We start from the raw sequence: 14774 nt of genomic DNA, 5'->3' as shown, positions 1-14774 counted from the left end.
TGGGTTACCTTACAGGCCCGGTATGCGTAGCGCTACCGGGCAACGGGGCTAAAGGTGCACCGCGATATAGCGCTGGTAACGGTTCGCCTTCAGATAGCACAAATCCACCAGCACCAGCCCGTCAACGCAGTGACTGAACGCCGGATCGCTGCCGAAATCGATAAACTGCACGCCGCCTGGCTCGCACAGCTCTGAATACTGTTTGTAGAGCGGGGGAATGCCGCACCCGAGGTTACCCAGCAGGGATTTCAGCCTGGTCAGATCCTCGGCGTAATCCACGCCGCCAAACTGGGCGAGCACGTCCGGGAGCGATGCCGGATAAGGCTGGCGCGAGGCGGCGAGCGGGTGGCTTGCCGGAAACCAGAGCCGGTAAAACGCCACCAGCAGATCCCGCGCGTCGGGCGGCAGCCCGCCAGAAATAGAGACCGGCCCGAAAAGATAGCGGTAGTGCGGATAACGTGCCAGATAGGCACCAATGCCCGACCACAGGTAATCCAGGCCACGCCGTCCCCAGTAGCGCGGCTGGATAAAGCTGCGCCCCAGTTCGATGCCGTGCTCCAGCACCTCTTCCATCTGCTGGTCATAGTGGAACAGGCTGTGGCTGTAGAGTCCCTCCACGCCGCGCTGAGCGATTTGCATCGCCGTGGGCATAAAGCGGTACGCCCCGACAATCTCAAGATCGTCGTCATCCCAGAGGATTAGGTGCAGATAGTCATCGTCGTAGCGGTCAGTGTCGCGGCGTTTACCGCTGCCTTCGTCGACCGCGCGAAACGCAATCTCCCGCAAACGACCCAGCTCACGCAATACTGGCGCCTCCTCCTGGCCGTTGCGCTGCCACAGGTAGACGGTTTTGCCATCGCTGGTTTTCCCCAGACATTCGGCCTGCGCCAGCGCGCGCTTCAGGGTGGCCCGGTCTTCCGCTCGGGCGATGGCGCACTGGGTTTTGAAGATGCCCGGCACTCCCTTGCCAAGACGCATCACGTGCTGACGGCATCGTTCGGCCATCTCACGCGATGAAAGACCGGCGCTAAACCACTGGCTCCAGGCAATCTGCTGACCGATTGTGATCGGCAGCGTGCTGTGGCGGCGGCGGAACATCTGCTGCATCAGCAAAAGCATCGACAGAGTGGGCGAGACCAGCGTGCTGGCATAGAAGAAAAGGCCGTTGCGCGCCTGAATATGCATCGGCAACAGCGGGGCGCGCAACTTACCGGCCAGTTTGATGAAGCCCGAATGCCATTTTTTATCGCGGATGCCTTTGCGCGTTGGCCGCGACACTTCGCCTGCCGGGAAGAAAATCAGTACGCCGCCGTTGTGCAGATGCTGCTCCATCTGCATCAGCGAGGACTTTGACGTTCTGCCGTTGATGTTATCGACCGGGATGAACAGTGAGCCGAGCGGCTCAAGGTGGGTAAGCAGCCGGTTGGTTACCACTTTCACATCACGGCGCACACGGGAGACGGCGTACATGAGCGCCAGCCCGTCGAGGGTGCCTGTAGGGTGATTTGCAATAATGACGAGCGGACCGTGGTCGGGGATCTGTTCGAGGTCGCGGGCAGAAACGGTGCAGTGGATATCGAGATGCTCCAGAACCTGCTCCACCATATCCAGCCCTTTCAGGTGGTGGTGGGCGGCGGCAAATTGCTGGAATTCTTCTTCGTAGAGCAGCTTTTTTAAGAGATTTTTTTGCCAGGGTGTGGGCCTCGCCTGAGGCCAAAGGTCATCGAGAACGCTATCGAGACTAAACATGGTCACTCCTCCTGCCGTCTTGCGAAGACAGTAGAAGGGGAAGATGTCGGTGGTATTGCAGTTTGGTGACGTTATGACGAGCATCCCCTCCCCCCGAAGGGAGAGGGGATGAGGATTAACGCAGAATGTTCTTCTCGGCCAGATCCAGCGCGAAGTAGCTGAAGATCAGATCCGCGCCCGCGCGTTTGATCGCGCCGAGGCTTTCCAGGATCACTTTTTCTTCATCTATGGCACCCGCCTGAGCAGCAAACTTGATCATCGCGTATTCGCCGCTGACCTGGTAGGCACCCAGCGGCAGCTCGGTGCGCTCGCGGATATCGCGCAGGATATCGAGGTACGCGCCAGCAGGCTTGACCATCAGGCAGTCCGCGCCCTGCGCTTCGTCGAGCAGCGATTCACGGATCGCTTCGCGGCGGTTGAGCGGGTTCATCTGGTAGGTTTTACGATCGCCTTTCAGGGCGGTACCGGCTGCTTCACGGAACGGGCCATAGAAAGACGAGGCAAATTTAGTGGAGTAGGACATGATGGCGGTGTCGGTGAAGCCCGCGGCATCAAGCGCCTGGCGGATAGCCTGCACCTGGCCGTCCATCGCAGCGGAAGGCGCGATGAAGTCTGCACCCGCAGCAGCAGCCACAACCGCCTGTTTACCGAGGTTCAACAGGGTTGCATCGTTATCCACGCCGTGGTCGCACAGCACGCCGCAGTGGCCGTGAGAGGTGTATTCGCAGAAACAGGTGTCGGACATGACGATCATCTCCGGCACGGCGTCCTTACAGATGCGGGACATACGGGCAACCAGGCCATCTTCTTTCCAGGCATCGCTGCCGGTGGCATCGGTGTGGTGGGAGATCCCAAAGGTCATTACCGAGCGGATCCCCGCCCGGGCAATGCGTTCGATCTCGCGTGCCAGATGTTTTTCGGGAATGCGCATCACGCCCGGCATTGCGTCGATGGCTTTATAGTCATCGATCTCTTCTTCAACAAAAATCGGCAACACCAGATCGTTTAAGGTCAGTGTTGTCTCTTCAAACATAGCGCGCAGTGCAGGTGACTTGCGCAGGCGACGGGGACGAGCAATTAAATCGGTCATGATATGCCTGACGTTTGTGGAACAAAGAGGGTAAGTTTACCTGAAAGTGAGAAGGGGCGTTTTACTAAAGTGGGCTTTTTGTTTTTAGCGCCCGGCTGCGCGATAGGTAACATGGGCAGGGGATAAAAGAAACTCTGAATAATTTGTATTATATCTATATTAGATAAATTATATAATTAATAATGATCTATTTTAATTTTTTATATTTTCAATGTTTATGGGATTAATCTCTAACGCGCTGTTTTCATAATATTTATCTAGAATATCTGGCCTCTCAAGGTTACTCTCTTCGTTATTTGTCTGTATACGGACTTAATGGAATCATTCATTGAACCTTTTCGAAGTGCAATTGCATAATTCCCTCCGCAATAAAATATTGCCAAATGATTTGATGGAAAAACTTGCTTACGTCCCTGAGGAGGGATGACCCAATGCAAACATGGAAAAAGAAACTGGTTGTATCTCAACTGGCATTAGCCTGCACCGTGGCGATCGCTTCTCAGGCAAATGCGAAAGATATTTCCGGCACAACGTTTAATACGTTTGGATATGATAATACGGCCACGACGCCATGGTATTATGGCTATGCCGACTGGGATTACTCCGGGGCGGCACACGATGGCGACATCTATCCTGTTATCAAAAAATCGACGGTCAACGGCGTTATTTCAACCTATTATCTGGATGATGGCGCAAATGGCCGTGCGAATGCGCTGAGCATTTCTAACAGTACCATTAATGGTATGGTCACCTCGAAGTGCATGACCTCCACCTGCGCTGACGGTGTGGATACAGACGGCACGGCGCATGCGCAATATGACCGTTTCAGCCTGACCGTCGATAATTCCACGATCAATGATACCTTCGAACACTACGCTTATGATGTGGTGAACGGGGAGACCAGCGAAACGCATTATCAGGATACTTACGATCTGGGTAATGCAATTACCCTTGACGTCGAATCAGATATTGTTATCCAGAATAATTCTCACGTTGCAGGTATTACCCTGACGCAGGGTTACCAAAACCTGGATAATACGCCTTACGACGATGCAACGGGCGTGGCGAACAACAGCAATGTGTTCACCGATACGCTGGTGGTGAAAGACTCTGTTCTGACCTCCGGCGCCTACAGCGACCTGGGCACCAGCGGCTTCTACGGTCAGACTGCGAAGCCGAGCGATTACGGCGAAACTAACGCGACCGGTGCTGATGATGCAGCGCTGATTGTGGCCGCTGGCGCGTCTGACAACGCCATGCAGACCACGGCGACGTTCGATCGCTCCACCATTACTGGCGATATCCTCTTCTCCAGTACCTTTGATAACAACTTCTATGACAACGGCGATCCGGCAACCGATACCACCGAAGACGGTGTGTATAACCCAACCACCAACGGCTGGGATGGTACCGATAAACTGGACGTCACGCTGACGAACGGCAGCAAGTGGGTAGGTGCAGCGCAATCCAGCGTTGAGGCTATCGGCACGTCTGAGATGTACGGTCAGGGTTATAACAACGTTGACTGGAAAGCGCTTTCCCCGAACAGTATCTGGCCTGACTCTACCTTCGACAGCAACGGCCACGTTGCGGGTGAAGAGGTGTATCAGAGCGGTCTGTTCAACGTGACGCTGGACAACGGTTCCGAGTGGGATACCCGCAAGGTCTCTAACATCGACAAGCTGGCGGTGAATAATCACTCTCAGGTTAACGTTGAAAACTCCGGCCTGCTGGCCGACTCCATCACCCTGACTAACGCGTCTACCCTGAACGTGGGCGATAGCGGTGCGGTGGCAACCGATAGCCTGTATCTGGACAGCGATAGCCGTGCAGCGCTGACGGAAGAAACGGCAGAACTCTACGCCAACACCATCACCGTGGATAACGGCGCTGAGCTGGCGCTGGGTCTGGGCCAGGTTGATACCCATAATATGGTGCTGACCGATGGCGGTGTGCTGAACGTGGCCAGCCGTGATTACGTGCTGAATTCCGATCTGAACAACGCTCGCTATATCACTAACGATAAGAGCAAAGCGGAATACGACCACGGCGTCGTGGCGATGAACTCTGACGGCCACTTAGCCGTGAACGGAGATGTCGCGGGTAACTACAGCGTGCGTATCGACGATGCGACCGGTGCAGGTTCTGTTGCGGACTACAAAAACAAAGAAATTATTCGCGTTTACGACAATAACGCGGGGACAAGCGCAAGCTTCACGGCGGCAAACAAAGCCGATCTGGGTGCTTATACTTACCAGGCACAGCAGAAAGGCGACACCGTGGTTCTGCAGCAGAAAGAGCTGACCGACTCCGCTAACATGGCGCTGAGCATTCCTTCTGCGAACACCAATATCTGGAACCTGCAGCAGGACACCGTAGGCACGCGTCTGACCAACAGCCGTCATGGCCTGGCCGATAACGGCGGTGCCTGGGTGAGCTACTTCGGCGGGAACTTTGACGGGGATAATGGCGACATCAGCTACGATCAGGACGTCAGCGGCATTATGGTCGGTCTGGATACCCAGATTGATGGCAATAATGCGAAGTGGATTGTCGGCGGCGCGGCTGGCTTCGCGAAGGGTGACATCAGCGATCGTACCGGTCAGGTTGATCAGGATAGCCAGACTGCGATGATCTACGCATCGGCGAAATTTGCTAACGATGTGTTCCTCGACAGCTCCCTGAACTATACCCGCTTCAATAGCGACCTCTCTGCCAACATGAGCAATGGTCAGTACGTTGACGGGAATACCACGACCGATGCCGTAGGCTTTGGCCTGAAGCTGGGTTATGACTGGAAACCAAACCTGTCTGGTTACGTCACGCCGTATGCGGCCGTGTCTGGCCTGTTCCAGTCTGGCGATGATTACCAGCTGAGCAACGATATGCGTATCGATGGTCAATCCTACGATAGCCTGCGCTACGAAGCGGGTATTGATGCGGGTTACACCTTCAATTACGGTGGTGAGCAGGCGCTGACGCCTTACTTCAAACTGGCGTACGTCTACGACGATGCCAACAACAGTGCCGATGTTAATAACGACAACATCGACAATGGCGTGAAGGGCTCTGCCGTCCGCGTTGGTTTAGGCACGCAGTTCAGCTTCACCAAAAACTTCAGTACCTATACTGATGCAACCTATCTGGGCGGCGGCGACGTTGACCAGAACTGGGGCGCTAACCTGGGTGTGAAATATACCTGGTAACATCTGAAAAGCGGGGATTTCTTTCCCCGCTTTTTCTTTAGACAAAATCACAGAACCGACATATACAGATGACTTGAGGTCTGCATGAACGTTGATGCTAAACCACTTTCTGAATTAAGCCGGCTCGAACAGTGCCTGAAAGTCGATGGAACGCCTTTTAAAACTGCGAAGCAGCAACGCATTTCACAGAATGTCTCTGGCGAAGAACCCTACACCTTCGTAATACAAAGCGGCATTATAGAAATTTACCGCCAGTCAGATGAATTACTGATTGGCATTGCAAGGGCACCGTTTATTTTTGGTTTGACCGCTGGGATGAATGATAACCTAAAAGAATATATTATGGTCACGCAGACGCCGTGTTCAGGATTTTATTTACCCGCCGTCACGGCCCGCCAACGTATTCAGCAAGAATATCTTTGGCGTGAAGCATTCGGCTGGTTATCCTGGGTGAATTATATTCTTGCAAAACGCGATATGCAGCTGGTGGGTAATAATTCGTATAGCCAGATCCGCGCCATGCTCATGGAAATGGCCGAATGGGATGAAACCCTGCGTTCAAAAATAGGCGTAATGAATCATATTCAGCGAAGTACCCGAATTTCCCGTTCCGTTGTTGCGGAAATACTCGCCGCGCTACGCCGGGGAAATTATATTAATATGAGCCGGGGCAAACTGGTTAGCGTCAACCGTTTGCCCACGGAATATTAAATCAGTTAGACGCAGTAAGTACCTGCGCTTTGTTGGCGCTCAATTCAGCCACTAAATTATTGATACCATCACTCATATTGACGAACCGCGTGTTCGGAGAGCGGGTGACCACCACAAAAGCGCCAACGTTGGACTGCGGGATCATCGCCATATAGGTAATGAACCCGCCACCGCCGCCCGTTTTTTGAATAATACCGGGACGACCGTCTTTCGGCGCCATATAGACCCAACCCATTCCAAGCGCATCGGCTTTACCCGGCACGTCCATACCGATCACGCGGTGCAGCTGTGCACGCTTATACATCAGCGTCTGCATACGGTCAGCCTGGCTGGTGCGCGAGTAGAAATCAGAAGAGAGGAACTGCTGCATCCAGCGCATCATATCCCCCGGCGTGGAATAAACCCCGCCGCTACCGATTGCCGCCAGCGTGTTATTACATGGACTGGCACCTTTCTCGGCGACCATCAGGCGACCGCACTGGTCAGGAGAGGGGGTAAAGGTGGTGTCCTTCATGCCCAACGGACGCGTTATCTGCTCTTCAAACAGCTGCGTATACGGTTTGCCCGAGGCCGTGGATAACGCATCGGCAAGAAGATCAAACGCAAGGTTAGAATAAGACGCCTGTGACCCCGGCGCGGCTTTCAGCGTCGCGGTGCTCAGGTAATTCCAGCGCTGTTCGCGGGTAGGCCAGACGAATACAGGACGATGGGGGGCACCACCCGGCTGTTCACGCGGTAGCGCACTGGTATGGGTAGCCAGGTTGACCAGCGTAATCGGCGCACCCTGATACGTCGGCACGCGCGCGCCGGGGGGCGCATATTTGCTGAGAGGATCGTCGAGCTTCACCACGCCCTGATCGAGCAGTTTCACCAGCAATTCGCTGGTCATCAGCTTGGTCAGGGACGCAATGCGGATCACGGAATCGAGCTGCGGGTGGACGTTATTGCCCGGACGCGTTTCACCAAAGCTGCGAAACACGCGCTGGTTACCGTCGATAACCACCATCGCCATACCCGTTGCACCGCTGCCGTAGTAGATCAGATTCGCATAGCGATCGGCAATATCAGAGGCCAGAACAGGCGCCGTCAGCGGCTGGACTGCCTGAGCGTGAGCGGTGGACAGCGTTAGCGCACACAGCGCGGCAAGAGTAAGCAGACAACGTTTCAACGAAAAGCATCCATGAAGTGAATTAATACGGTAATGGGTATTTATACTACTAAACGACACGGCGCAATGACCCGAATAGCATAACCATAGCGAGAAAAACGTAACCATGGGTAAATAAGCGCAATTTTACTGCGGCGCGTCTCCCATTTTGTGACGTCAGGCTTATGATAGTGGCCGGTCAGAGGGGCGGGGTTTGAAACGCACCGAAACAATTCTCGTCAACGCCGATGCGAACTAATATTCACCCGTTGGGTCTGACCATTTTGCCTCCGCTATGAGATGGGCGCAGGCAAGGTTTTCGTGTGGTGATTTACTGAACGTAGCAACAGCCATAACAACAAGAAGGAAGCATCATGTTTAAGTCTTTTTTCCCAAAGCCGGGGCCGTTTTTTTTGTCGGCATTTATTTGGGCAATTCTTGCCGTCATTTTTTGGCAGGCAGGCGGCGGCGCATGGCTGTCGCATCTGATCGGCGCAACGAAGGACGTGCCGATTAGCGCCGCGCGATTCTGGTCGCTGAGCTATCTGCTTTTTTATGCCTATTACGCGCTCTGCGTCGGCATTTTCGCGCTGTTCTGGTTTATCTATTCGCCGCACCGCTGGCAGTACTGGTCGATTCTCGGCACCGCGCTCATCATCTTTGTGACCTGGTTTCTGGTTGAGGTGGGCGTGGCGGTTAACGCCTGGTATGCCCCGTTCTACGATCTCATCCAGACCGCGCTCAGCTCGCCGCACAAGGTCTCGATTAACCAGTTCTATCACGAGGTGGGGATCTTCCTCGGCATTGCCCTGATTGCGGTCATTATTGGCGTCATGAACAACTTCTTCGTCAGCCACTACGTTTTCCGCTGGCGTACCGCGATGAACGAACACTATATGGCGCACTGGCAGCACCTGCGCCATATCGAAGGTGCCGCGCAGCGTGTGCAGGAAGACACCATGCGTTTTGCCTCTACGCTGGAAGATATGGGCGTGAGCTTTATCAACGCCATTATGACCCTGATTGCCTTCCTGCCGGTGCTGGTCACCCTCTCGGCGCACGTTCCGGACCTGCCGATTGTCGGCCATCTGCCGTACGGGCTGGTGATTGCGGCGATCGTCTGGTCGCTGATGGGAACGGGCCTGCTGGCGGTCGTCGGGATCAAGCTGCCGGGCCTGGAGTTTAAAAACCAGCGCGTAGAAGCGGCCTACCGTAAAGAGCTGGTGTATGGCGAAGATGATGCCAATCGCGCGTCGCCGCCTACCGTGCGCGAGCTTTTTGGTGCGGTGCGCAGAAACTACTTCCGCCTCTATTTCCACTATATGTATTTCAATATCGCCCGTATTCTTTACCTGCAGGTCGATAATGTTTTCGGTTTGTTCCTGCTGTTCCCGTCAATCGTAGCGGGTACGATAACGCTGGGTCTGATGACGCAGATCACCAACGTTTTCGGTCAGGTACGCGGTTCGTTCCAGTATTTGATCAGCTCATGGAATACGCTGGTGGAGCTGATGTCCATTTATAAACGTTTACGCAGCTTCGAACGCGAGCTGGACGATAAAGAACTGCAGGACGTTACCCATACTTTAGGTTAATACAGGAAGTTGCTATGCCATTTGCCGTACCGCGTGCGTTACCGCTGTCCTTACTCGCTGCCTTCGTGCTGGCGGGTTGTGCTGAGAAAGGGGCCGAGCCGCTCAAGAAAGGCGAGAAGCCCGTGGATGTGGCGAGCGTGGTGCGGCAAAAAATGCCTGCCAGCGTGAAGGATCGCAATCAGTGGGCCGATGCGCTGGCAAAAACCTTTGAGAGCCAGAAGATCGCCCCCTCCGAGGCGAATATCTGCTCGGTGCTGGCGGTTGCGCAGCAGGAGTCGATGTACCAGTCAGACCCGGCAGTGCCCGGGCTGAACAAAATTGCCTGGAAAGAGATCGACAGGCGCGCCGAATCGATGCATATCCCGGTGTTCCTGGTCCATACCGCCCTCAAAATCACCTCGCCGAACGGCAAAAGCTACAGCGAGCGGCTGGATACGGTCAAAACCGAGAAGCAGCTGAGCGCTATTTTTGATGATTTCATCAATATGGTGCCGATGGGCCAGACGCTGTTTGGCTCGCTTAACCCGGTGCATACCGGCGGGCCGATGCAGGTCAGCATTGCGTTTGCGGAAAAACATACCGATGGATACCCGTGGAAAATCGACGGTACGGTGCGTCAGGAAGTGTTCTCCCTGCGGGGCGGGCTGTGGTTTGGCACCTATCATCTGCTGAACTATCCCGCGAACTATGACGAACCGCTCTATCGCTTCGCGGACTTCAACGCGGGATGGTACGCCAGCCGCAACGCGGCTTTCCAGAATGCGGTGAGCCGTGCGAGCGGCGTTAAGCTGGCGCTGGACGGCGACCTTATCGCCTACGGCAGCAGCGAAGCCGGAACCACGGAGCGGGCGGTGCGCAAGCTCTCCGCCAAGTTGGGCATGAGCGACAGCGACATTCGTCGTCAGCTGGAAAAGGGTGACAGCCTGGCGTTTGAGAAAACCGAACTCTATCAGCAGGTCTTTGCACTGGCCGAGCGGAAAAGTGGGAAAGCATTACCAAGAGCTATGCTGCCGGGCATTCAGCTTGAAAGCCCGAAGATCACGCGTAACCTCACGACGGCCTGGTTTGCCAAACGTGTGGACGATCGACGGGCGCGCTGTATGGGGCTGTAATCAGTGACGATGACGCCAGCGGATGACGAGTGCGATTGCGCCCAACACCATGCAACCCGTGAGGAAGGGGATAAGCCCAAAAACGGTGCTTACGCCAAAGCCGATCTCTACGCGCGGGCGTCCACTGTCCTGAACCTGCATCAGATGTTCATACACGCCTGGCGCATGGACCAGCATATTCAATAGCTGCGATCCGGCCCAGAAGCAGAACAGCACGAAGAGCGCGTAAGCGATATTACCCGGCGTTGAGGTTTTTGGTTGTTTACCGCCAAAAATCGGTTTCGACAATGTAAAATCAGCCATAACGACCTCCCACAATATCACCCAGTTCAGAAATAGGTCTTACAAGGTGAGTTTGACAGGTCATAACATTTGTCAATATCAGAATCGTGGTAATTTACGCCAGGGAATCCTCCTGGATTGATGAATTCTGCAGCGCATCACAGATTTATGACTTAGGTGAAATTTGCGCTCGTTTCAGAATTTCCGCATCCGCCACAGACCTGGCCGCAAAACTGTGAGAGGATGATATTTTTCCTGCCGGAGCTGCCATGAAACTCACTTCTAAACTACGCCGTGACTGGCACTACTATGCCTTTGCGATTGGGCTGATCTTTATTCTTAACGGTGTGGTGGGCCTGCTCGGGTTCGAGGCGAAAGGCTGGCAAACCTATGCGGTCGGGCTGGTGACGTGGGTGATCGGTTTCTGGCTGGCGGGGTTGATTATCCGCCGCCGTCCGGAAGAGACGACAGCGGAAGAGGCGGAAACGGCAAAGCGGATCGATTAACCGTTTACCGAGCTTTTAAGGGCGCTGTCGGCCGCGTGACGCTCCAGCGCCAGTTCCAGCAGACGAGTAATCAGGTCCGGATAGCTAAGCCCGCTGGCCTGCCATAACTTCGGATACATGCTGATGTTGGTAAAGCCCGGTAGCGTGTTGATTTCGTTAATCACCACGTCATTGTCTGGGGTGAGAAATACGTCGACGCGCGCCATACCGCTGCAACCCAGCGCCTGATAGGCTTCAACGGCGATCGCGCGGATCTTATCGTTGATAGCCGGATCGAGATCCGCCGGGACCACCACCTGCGCGCCTTGGTCATCAATGTATTTGGTGTCGTAAGAGTAAAAGTCACTGTTTAACACCACTTCGCCGCAGGTGCTGGCCTGCGGGAAATCATTGCCCAGCACGGCGCATTCGATTTCACGGCCTTTAATTCCCTGCTCAACCACCACCTTATGGTCAAATTCAAATGCCAGGCGAACCGCCTCGGTATACTGGGTTTCGCTGGACACTTTACTTACGCCAACGGAAGAGCCCTGATTTGCCGGCTTAACGAACAGCGGCAGGCCCAGTTGGGCCGAGAGTTGGGCAAAGGTATAGCTTTCGCGATTAGCGCGCGTCAGGGTGACAAACGGTGCAATATTCAGTCCGGCGTCGCGCAGCAGCCGCTTGGTCATATCTTTATCCATGCAGGCGGCGGAGCCGAGTACGTCAGAGCCGACAAACGGCAGATTAGCCATGCGCAGCATGCCCTGTAGCGAACCATCTTCGCCCAGCGTGCCGTGCACAATCGGGAATACCACGTCAATCTGGGCCAGCGCCTGCGCGTTTCCGGCATTGATAAATTGTCCCTGAACGACGCCAGGTACGGTAGCGACGCTGATTTCAGAAGGGTTTAAGGCGATGTGCGCCGGATCGTCAGCATTTAACAGGTACTGACTGGCATCGTTAACGTGCCACTGGCCCTGTTTATCAATGCCCAGCAGCACCACGTCGAAGCGGTTTTTATCAATTGCGTCGACGATATTTTTGGCCGATTGCAATGAAACCTCGTGCTCTGCTGATTTTCCCCCAAAGACAATACCTACGCGCTGCTTTGCCATTTCACTCTCTTCCAGTCTGACGAAAAGCCCATAACATACCACGATGCCCGGCGGGTTTCGCGGCCTTCTGCCATAATGTTTTAACCCGCGTCAGGAGGATATGTGAAAGGAATAAAATGGCTGATTTGTATCATGATTGTGGCTGCTGTGACGGTGAGCTACCGCTGGTTGCCGTCATGGTACAACCCGTTTGCGCCTCTTACTCTTGACGATCCGCCGGGCAAGATAACCCAGTTTAAACTGCGCCGTTTAACGCCCGAGGCCTGTGAGAATTTGTTATCGGAGGCCAACGACAGAAAGCTCATCCGCTCGCAGCCGGTTGCCGACAGTGCGGGAGAGTGCCCTCTCAGCAACGTCGTGCGCGTGCGCAGCTTTGGCCCGGTCAGCCTGAGCGGCAGCTTTTTGGCCAGCTGCCCGCTGGCGCTCAGCTCCGCGTTATTCGTTAGTCAGCAGGCTCGCCCGCTCACGAAACAGTTTATGGGCGCAGAGCTGACACGCATCGATCATCTGGGGAGCTTCGCCTGCCGCAATATCTATCATCGTGCGGACGCGCGACGCAGCGAGCACGCCACGGCCGACGCGCTGGATATCAGCGCGTTTCGTCTGGCAGATGGCCAGCGGGTGACCATCCTCAGCGGGTGGCGTTCAGCCCGTACCCAGCCCTGGCTTAAGGCGCTGCTGGCGGCAAGTTGCGGCTACTATGGCAATGGCCTCGGCCCGGAGTATAACGCCGCCCACGCCAACCATTTTCATCTTGGAATGCGTGGGTACGGACTCTGCCGTTGAAGCATAATCCTCCGCCAAAAACGGTATGATTTGTGACTTGTTTCACAAATATGATGACTGGGAAGATAAAACACCAAAGTCGATCGGGCCGCATCTCTCGCGCTACGTGACCTGGCGTAACTTGCTAATCTACAGGCGAATTCGCCTAAAAATGAAGACTGCCTCTGTTATGGAATCGTGGAAAGTTAACCTTATATCGGTCTGGTTCGGCTGCTTTTTTACCGGGCTTGCCATTAGCCAGATCCTGCCGTTCCTGCCGCTGTATGTTGCCCAACTCGGGGTTTCATCCCATGAAGCCCTGTCGATGTGGTCAGGCCTGACGTTCAGCGTCACCTTTCTGGTCTCCGCGATTGTCTCGCCCATGTGGGGCAGCCTGGCGGATCGCAAAGGGCGTAAGCTCATGCTGCTGCGCGCCTCGCTGGGGATGGCAATCGCTATTCTGCTGCAGGCCTTTGCCACCAACGTCTGGCAGCTGTTTATTCTGCGCGCGATTATGGGGCTCACCTCCGGCTATATCCCTAACGCGATGGCGCTGGTGGCCTCGCAGGTCCCGCGCGAACGCAGCGGGTGGGCACTGAGCACGCTGTCTACCGCACAGATAAGCGGCGTGATTGGCGGGCCGCTGATGGGCGGCTTTCTGGCGGACCACGTTGGCCTGCGCGCGGTCTTCTTTATTACCGCCATTTTGCTGGTGGTCAGTTTTCTGGTTACGCTGTTTCTCATCAAAGAGGGCGGGCGTCCGGTTGTCAGTAAAGCTGAGCGCCTGAGCGGCAAGGCGGTCTTTGCGTCGCTTCCCTATCCGGGGCTGATGATTAGCCTCTTCGTCACCACCATGGTGATCCAGCTGTGTAACGGCTCCGTCGGGCCGATCCTGGCGCTGTTTATCAAATCGATGGCACCAGACAGTAACAACATCGCTTTTCTCAGTGGGATGATTGCGGCCGTACCGGGCGTCTCTGCGCTGATCTCCGCGCCGCGCCTCGGGAAACTGGGAGACAGGATCGGCACGGCGCGCATTTTGATGGCGACGCTCATCTTTGCGGTCGTGCTGTTTTTTGCCATGTCGTTCGTCACCTCGCCGTTCCAGCTCGGCGTGCTGCGTTTCCTGCTCGGGTTTGCTGATGGGGCTATGCTCCCGGCGGTGCAGACGCTGCTGGTGAAATATTCCAGTGACCAGGTCACCGGGCGTATTTTTGGATACAACCAGTCGTTTATGTATCTGGGCAACGTGGCCGGCCCGCTTATCGGGGCGTCAGTTTCCGCGATGGCCGGGTTCCGGTGGGTTTTCGCCGCCACGGCTGTCGTGGTGCTGCTGAATATTATTCAGCTCGCTATTGCCTTGCGCCGCCGCAGACAAATAGCCGAGGCAAAATCAGCACGATTATCAAAAGGCTGATGTATTATATATTCTTATGTGCGCTGCGTTTATTTATAACTAAATGCAGCATCTTTTTTATAGAAAAACGTTTCGCTGCGCGTTCCCTCACTCTATT

Annotated in this window: 12 protein-coding genes; 7 read left to right on the top strand and 5 right to left on the bottom strand. The window is 55.0% G+C overall.

Annotation, left to right across the window (positions count from 1 at the left end; all coding sequences use genetic code 11):
• Nucleotides 1–48 precede the first annotated feature (48 nt).
• Nucleotides 49–1749 carry a bifunctional ornithine lipid synthase OlsF gene (gene olsF / locus FFS28_RS07995; RefSeq protein WP_137849234.1) on the bottom strand — a complete coding sequence of 567 codons (1701 nt, stop codon included), beginning with the start codon at nucleotides 1747–1749 and terminating at the stop codon, nucleotides 49–51.
• A gap of 115 nt (nucleotides 1750–1864) precedes the next feature.
• On the bottom strand, nucleotides 1865–2839 hold the full coding sequence (hemB, locus tag FFS28_RS07990) for a porphobilinogen synthase (RefSeq protein ID WP_042320773.1): 975 nt from the start codon (nucleotides 2837–2839) through the stop codon (nucleotides 1865–1867).
• A gap of 431 nt (nucleotides 2840–3270) precedes the next feature.
• Between hemB and FFS28_RS07985 the strand changes: the two genes are divergently transcribed.
• Both FFS28_RS07985 and FFS28_RS07980 read left to right on the top strand, forming a co-directional pair.
• Complete coding sequence (locus FFS28_RS07985; RefSeq protein ID WP_137849233.1) at nucleotides 3271–6045, top strand: autotransporter YaiT-related protein; 2775 nt, start codon at nucleotides 3271–3273, stop codon at nucleotides 6043–6045.
• Nucleotides 6046–6129: 84 nt separating this feature from the next.
• Nucleotides 6130–6756: a helix-turn-helix domain-containing protein gene (locus FFS28_RS07980; RefSeq protein WP_006176829.1), complete on the top strand. Its 627-nt coding sequence runs from the start codon at nucleotides 6130–6132 to the stop codon at nucleotides 6754–6756.
• Nucleotide 6757: 1 nt separating this feature from the next.
• Here FFS28_RS07980 and ampH read toward each other — a convergent pair whose 3' ends face one another.
• The gene (ampH, locus tag FFS28_RS07975; RefSeq protein WP_137849232.1) at nucleotides 6758–7924 is read right to left on the bottom strand and encodes a D-alanyl-D-alanine-carboxypeptidase/endopeptidase AmpH; all 1167 of its coding nucleotides are present in this window, start codon (nucleotides 7922–7924) and stop codon (nucleotides 6758–6760) included.
• A 353-nt stretch (nucleotides 7925–8277) separates the two neighbouring features.
• Between ampH and sbmA the strand changes: the two genes are divergently transcribed.
• The gene (sbmA, locus tag FFS28_RS07970; protein ID WP_137849231.1) at nucleotides 8278–9498 is read left to right on the top strand and encodes a peptide antibiotic transporter SbmA; all 1221 of its coding nucleotides are present in this window, start codon (nucleotides 8278–8280) and stop codon (nucleotides 9496–9498) included.
• Between the two features lie 14 nt (nucleotides 9499–9512).
• Nucleotides 9513–10610, top strand: a complete 1098-nt coding sequence (locus FFS28_RS07965) for a DUF1615 domain-containing protein (RefSeq protein ID WP_137849230.1) — start codon at nucleotides 9513–9515, stop codon at nucleotides 10608–10610.
• On the opposite strand, the gene FFS28_RS07960 is transcribed toward FFS28_RS07965, so the two are convergent.
• Nucleotides 10611–10913, bottom strand: coding sequence for a YaiY family protein (locus FFS28_RS07960; protein ID WP_006176833.1), 303 nt, complete (start codon nucleotides 10911–10913; stop codon nucleotides 10611–10613).
• Between the two features lie 248 nt (nucleotides 10914–11161).
• On the opposite strand from FFS28_RS07960, the gene FFS28_RS07955 reads away from it, so the two are divergent.
• Nucleotides 11162–11398, top strand: a complete 237-nt coding sequence (locus tag FFS28_RS07955) for a DUF2754 family protein (protein WP_006176835.1) — start codon at nucleotides 11162–11164, stop codon at nucleotides 11396–11398.
• Here FFS28_RS07955 and ddlA read toward each other — a convergent pair.
• Nucleotides 11395–12495: a D-alanine--D-alanine ligase gene (gene ddlA, locus FFS28_RS07950; protein WP_137849229.1), complete on the bottom strand. Its 1101-nt coding sequence runs from the start codon at nucleotides 12493–12495 to the stop codon at nucleotides 11395–11397. The genes FFS28_RS07955 and ddlA overlap by 4 nt on opposite strands.
• Nucleotides 12496–12627: 132 nt before the next feature.
• On the opposite strand from ddlA, the gene FFS28_RS07945 reads away from it, so the two are divergent.
• Together FFS28_RS07945 and FFS28_RS07940 are read left to right on the top strand one after the other, a co-directional pair.
• Entirely contained in the window at nucleotides 12628–13281 is a 654-nt protein-coding gene (locus tag FFS28_RS07945; RefSeq protein ID WP_137849272.1) for an extensin-like domain-containing protein, read from the top strand.
• Between the two features lie 169 nt (nucleotides 13282–13450).
• Nucleotides 13451–14677: a multidrug efflux MFS transporter gene (locus tag FFS28_RS07940; RefSeq protein ID WP_042320776.1), complete on the top strand. Its 1227-nt coding sequence runs from the start codon at nucleotides 13451–13453 to the stop codon at nucleotides 14675–14677.
• Nucleotides 14678–14774 lie beyond the last annotated feature (97 nt).

Origin of the sequence: Enterobacter sp. 2VL, assembly GCF_005503595.1 — a bacterium.
Classification (GTDB): domain Bacteria; phylum Pseudomonadota; class Gammaproteobacteria; order Enterobacterales; family Enterobacteriaceae; genus Enterobacter; species Enterobacter cancerogenus.
This window is presented reverse-complemented; position numbering and strand designations above follow the sequence as displayed.

Bases quoted from the DNA above. Each gene is read 5' to 3' on its own strand.
- FFS28_RS07980 (WP_006176829.1), top strand. From the start codon at position 6,130: ATGAACGTTGATGCTAAACCACTTTCTGAATTAAGCCGGCTCGAACAG.
- FFS28_RS07955 (WP_006176835.1), top strand. From the start codon at position 11,162: ATGAAACTCACTTCTAAACTACGCCGTGACTGGCACTACTATGCCTTT.
- olsF (WP_137849234.1), bottom strand. From the start codon at position 1,749: ATGTTTAGTCTCGATAGCGTTCTCGATGACCTTTGGCCTCAGGCGAGG.
- FFS28_RS07940 (WP_042320776.1), top strand. From the start codon at position 13,451: ATGGAATCGTGGAAAGTTAACCTTATATCGGTCTGGTTCGGCTGCTTT.
- FFS28_RS07960 (WP_006176833.1), bottom strand. From the start codon at position 10,913: ATGGCTGATTTTACATTGTCGAAACCGATTTTTGGCGGTAAACAACCA.
- sbmA (WP_137849231.1), top strand. From the start codon at position 8,278: ATGTTTAAGTCTTTTTTCCCAAAGCCGGGGCCGTTTTTTTTGTCGGCA.
- hemB (WP_042320773.1), bottom strand. From the start codon at position 2,839: ATGACCGATTTAATTGCTCGTCCCCGTCGCCTGCGCAAGTCACCTGCA.
- FFS28_RS07985 (WP_137849233.1), top strand. From the start codon at position 3,271: ATGCAAACATGGAAAAAGAAACTGGTTGTATCTCAACTGGCATTAGCC.
- FFS28_RS07965 (WP_137849230.1), top strand. From the start codon at position 9,513: ATGCCATTTGCCGTACCGCGTGCGTTACCGCTGTCCTTACTCGCTGCC.
- ddlA (WP_137849229.1), bottom strand. From the start codon at position 12,495: ATGGCAAAGCAGCGCGTAGGTATTGTCTTTGGGGGAAAATCAGCAGAG.
- FFS28_RS07945 (WP_137849272.1), top strand. From the start codon at position 12,628: ATGATTGTGGCTGCTGTGACGGTGAGCTACCGCTGGTTGCCGTCATGG.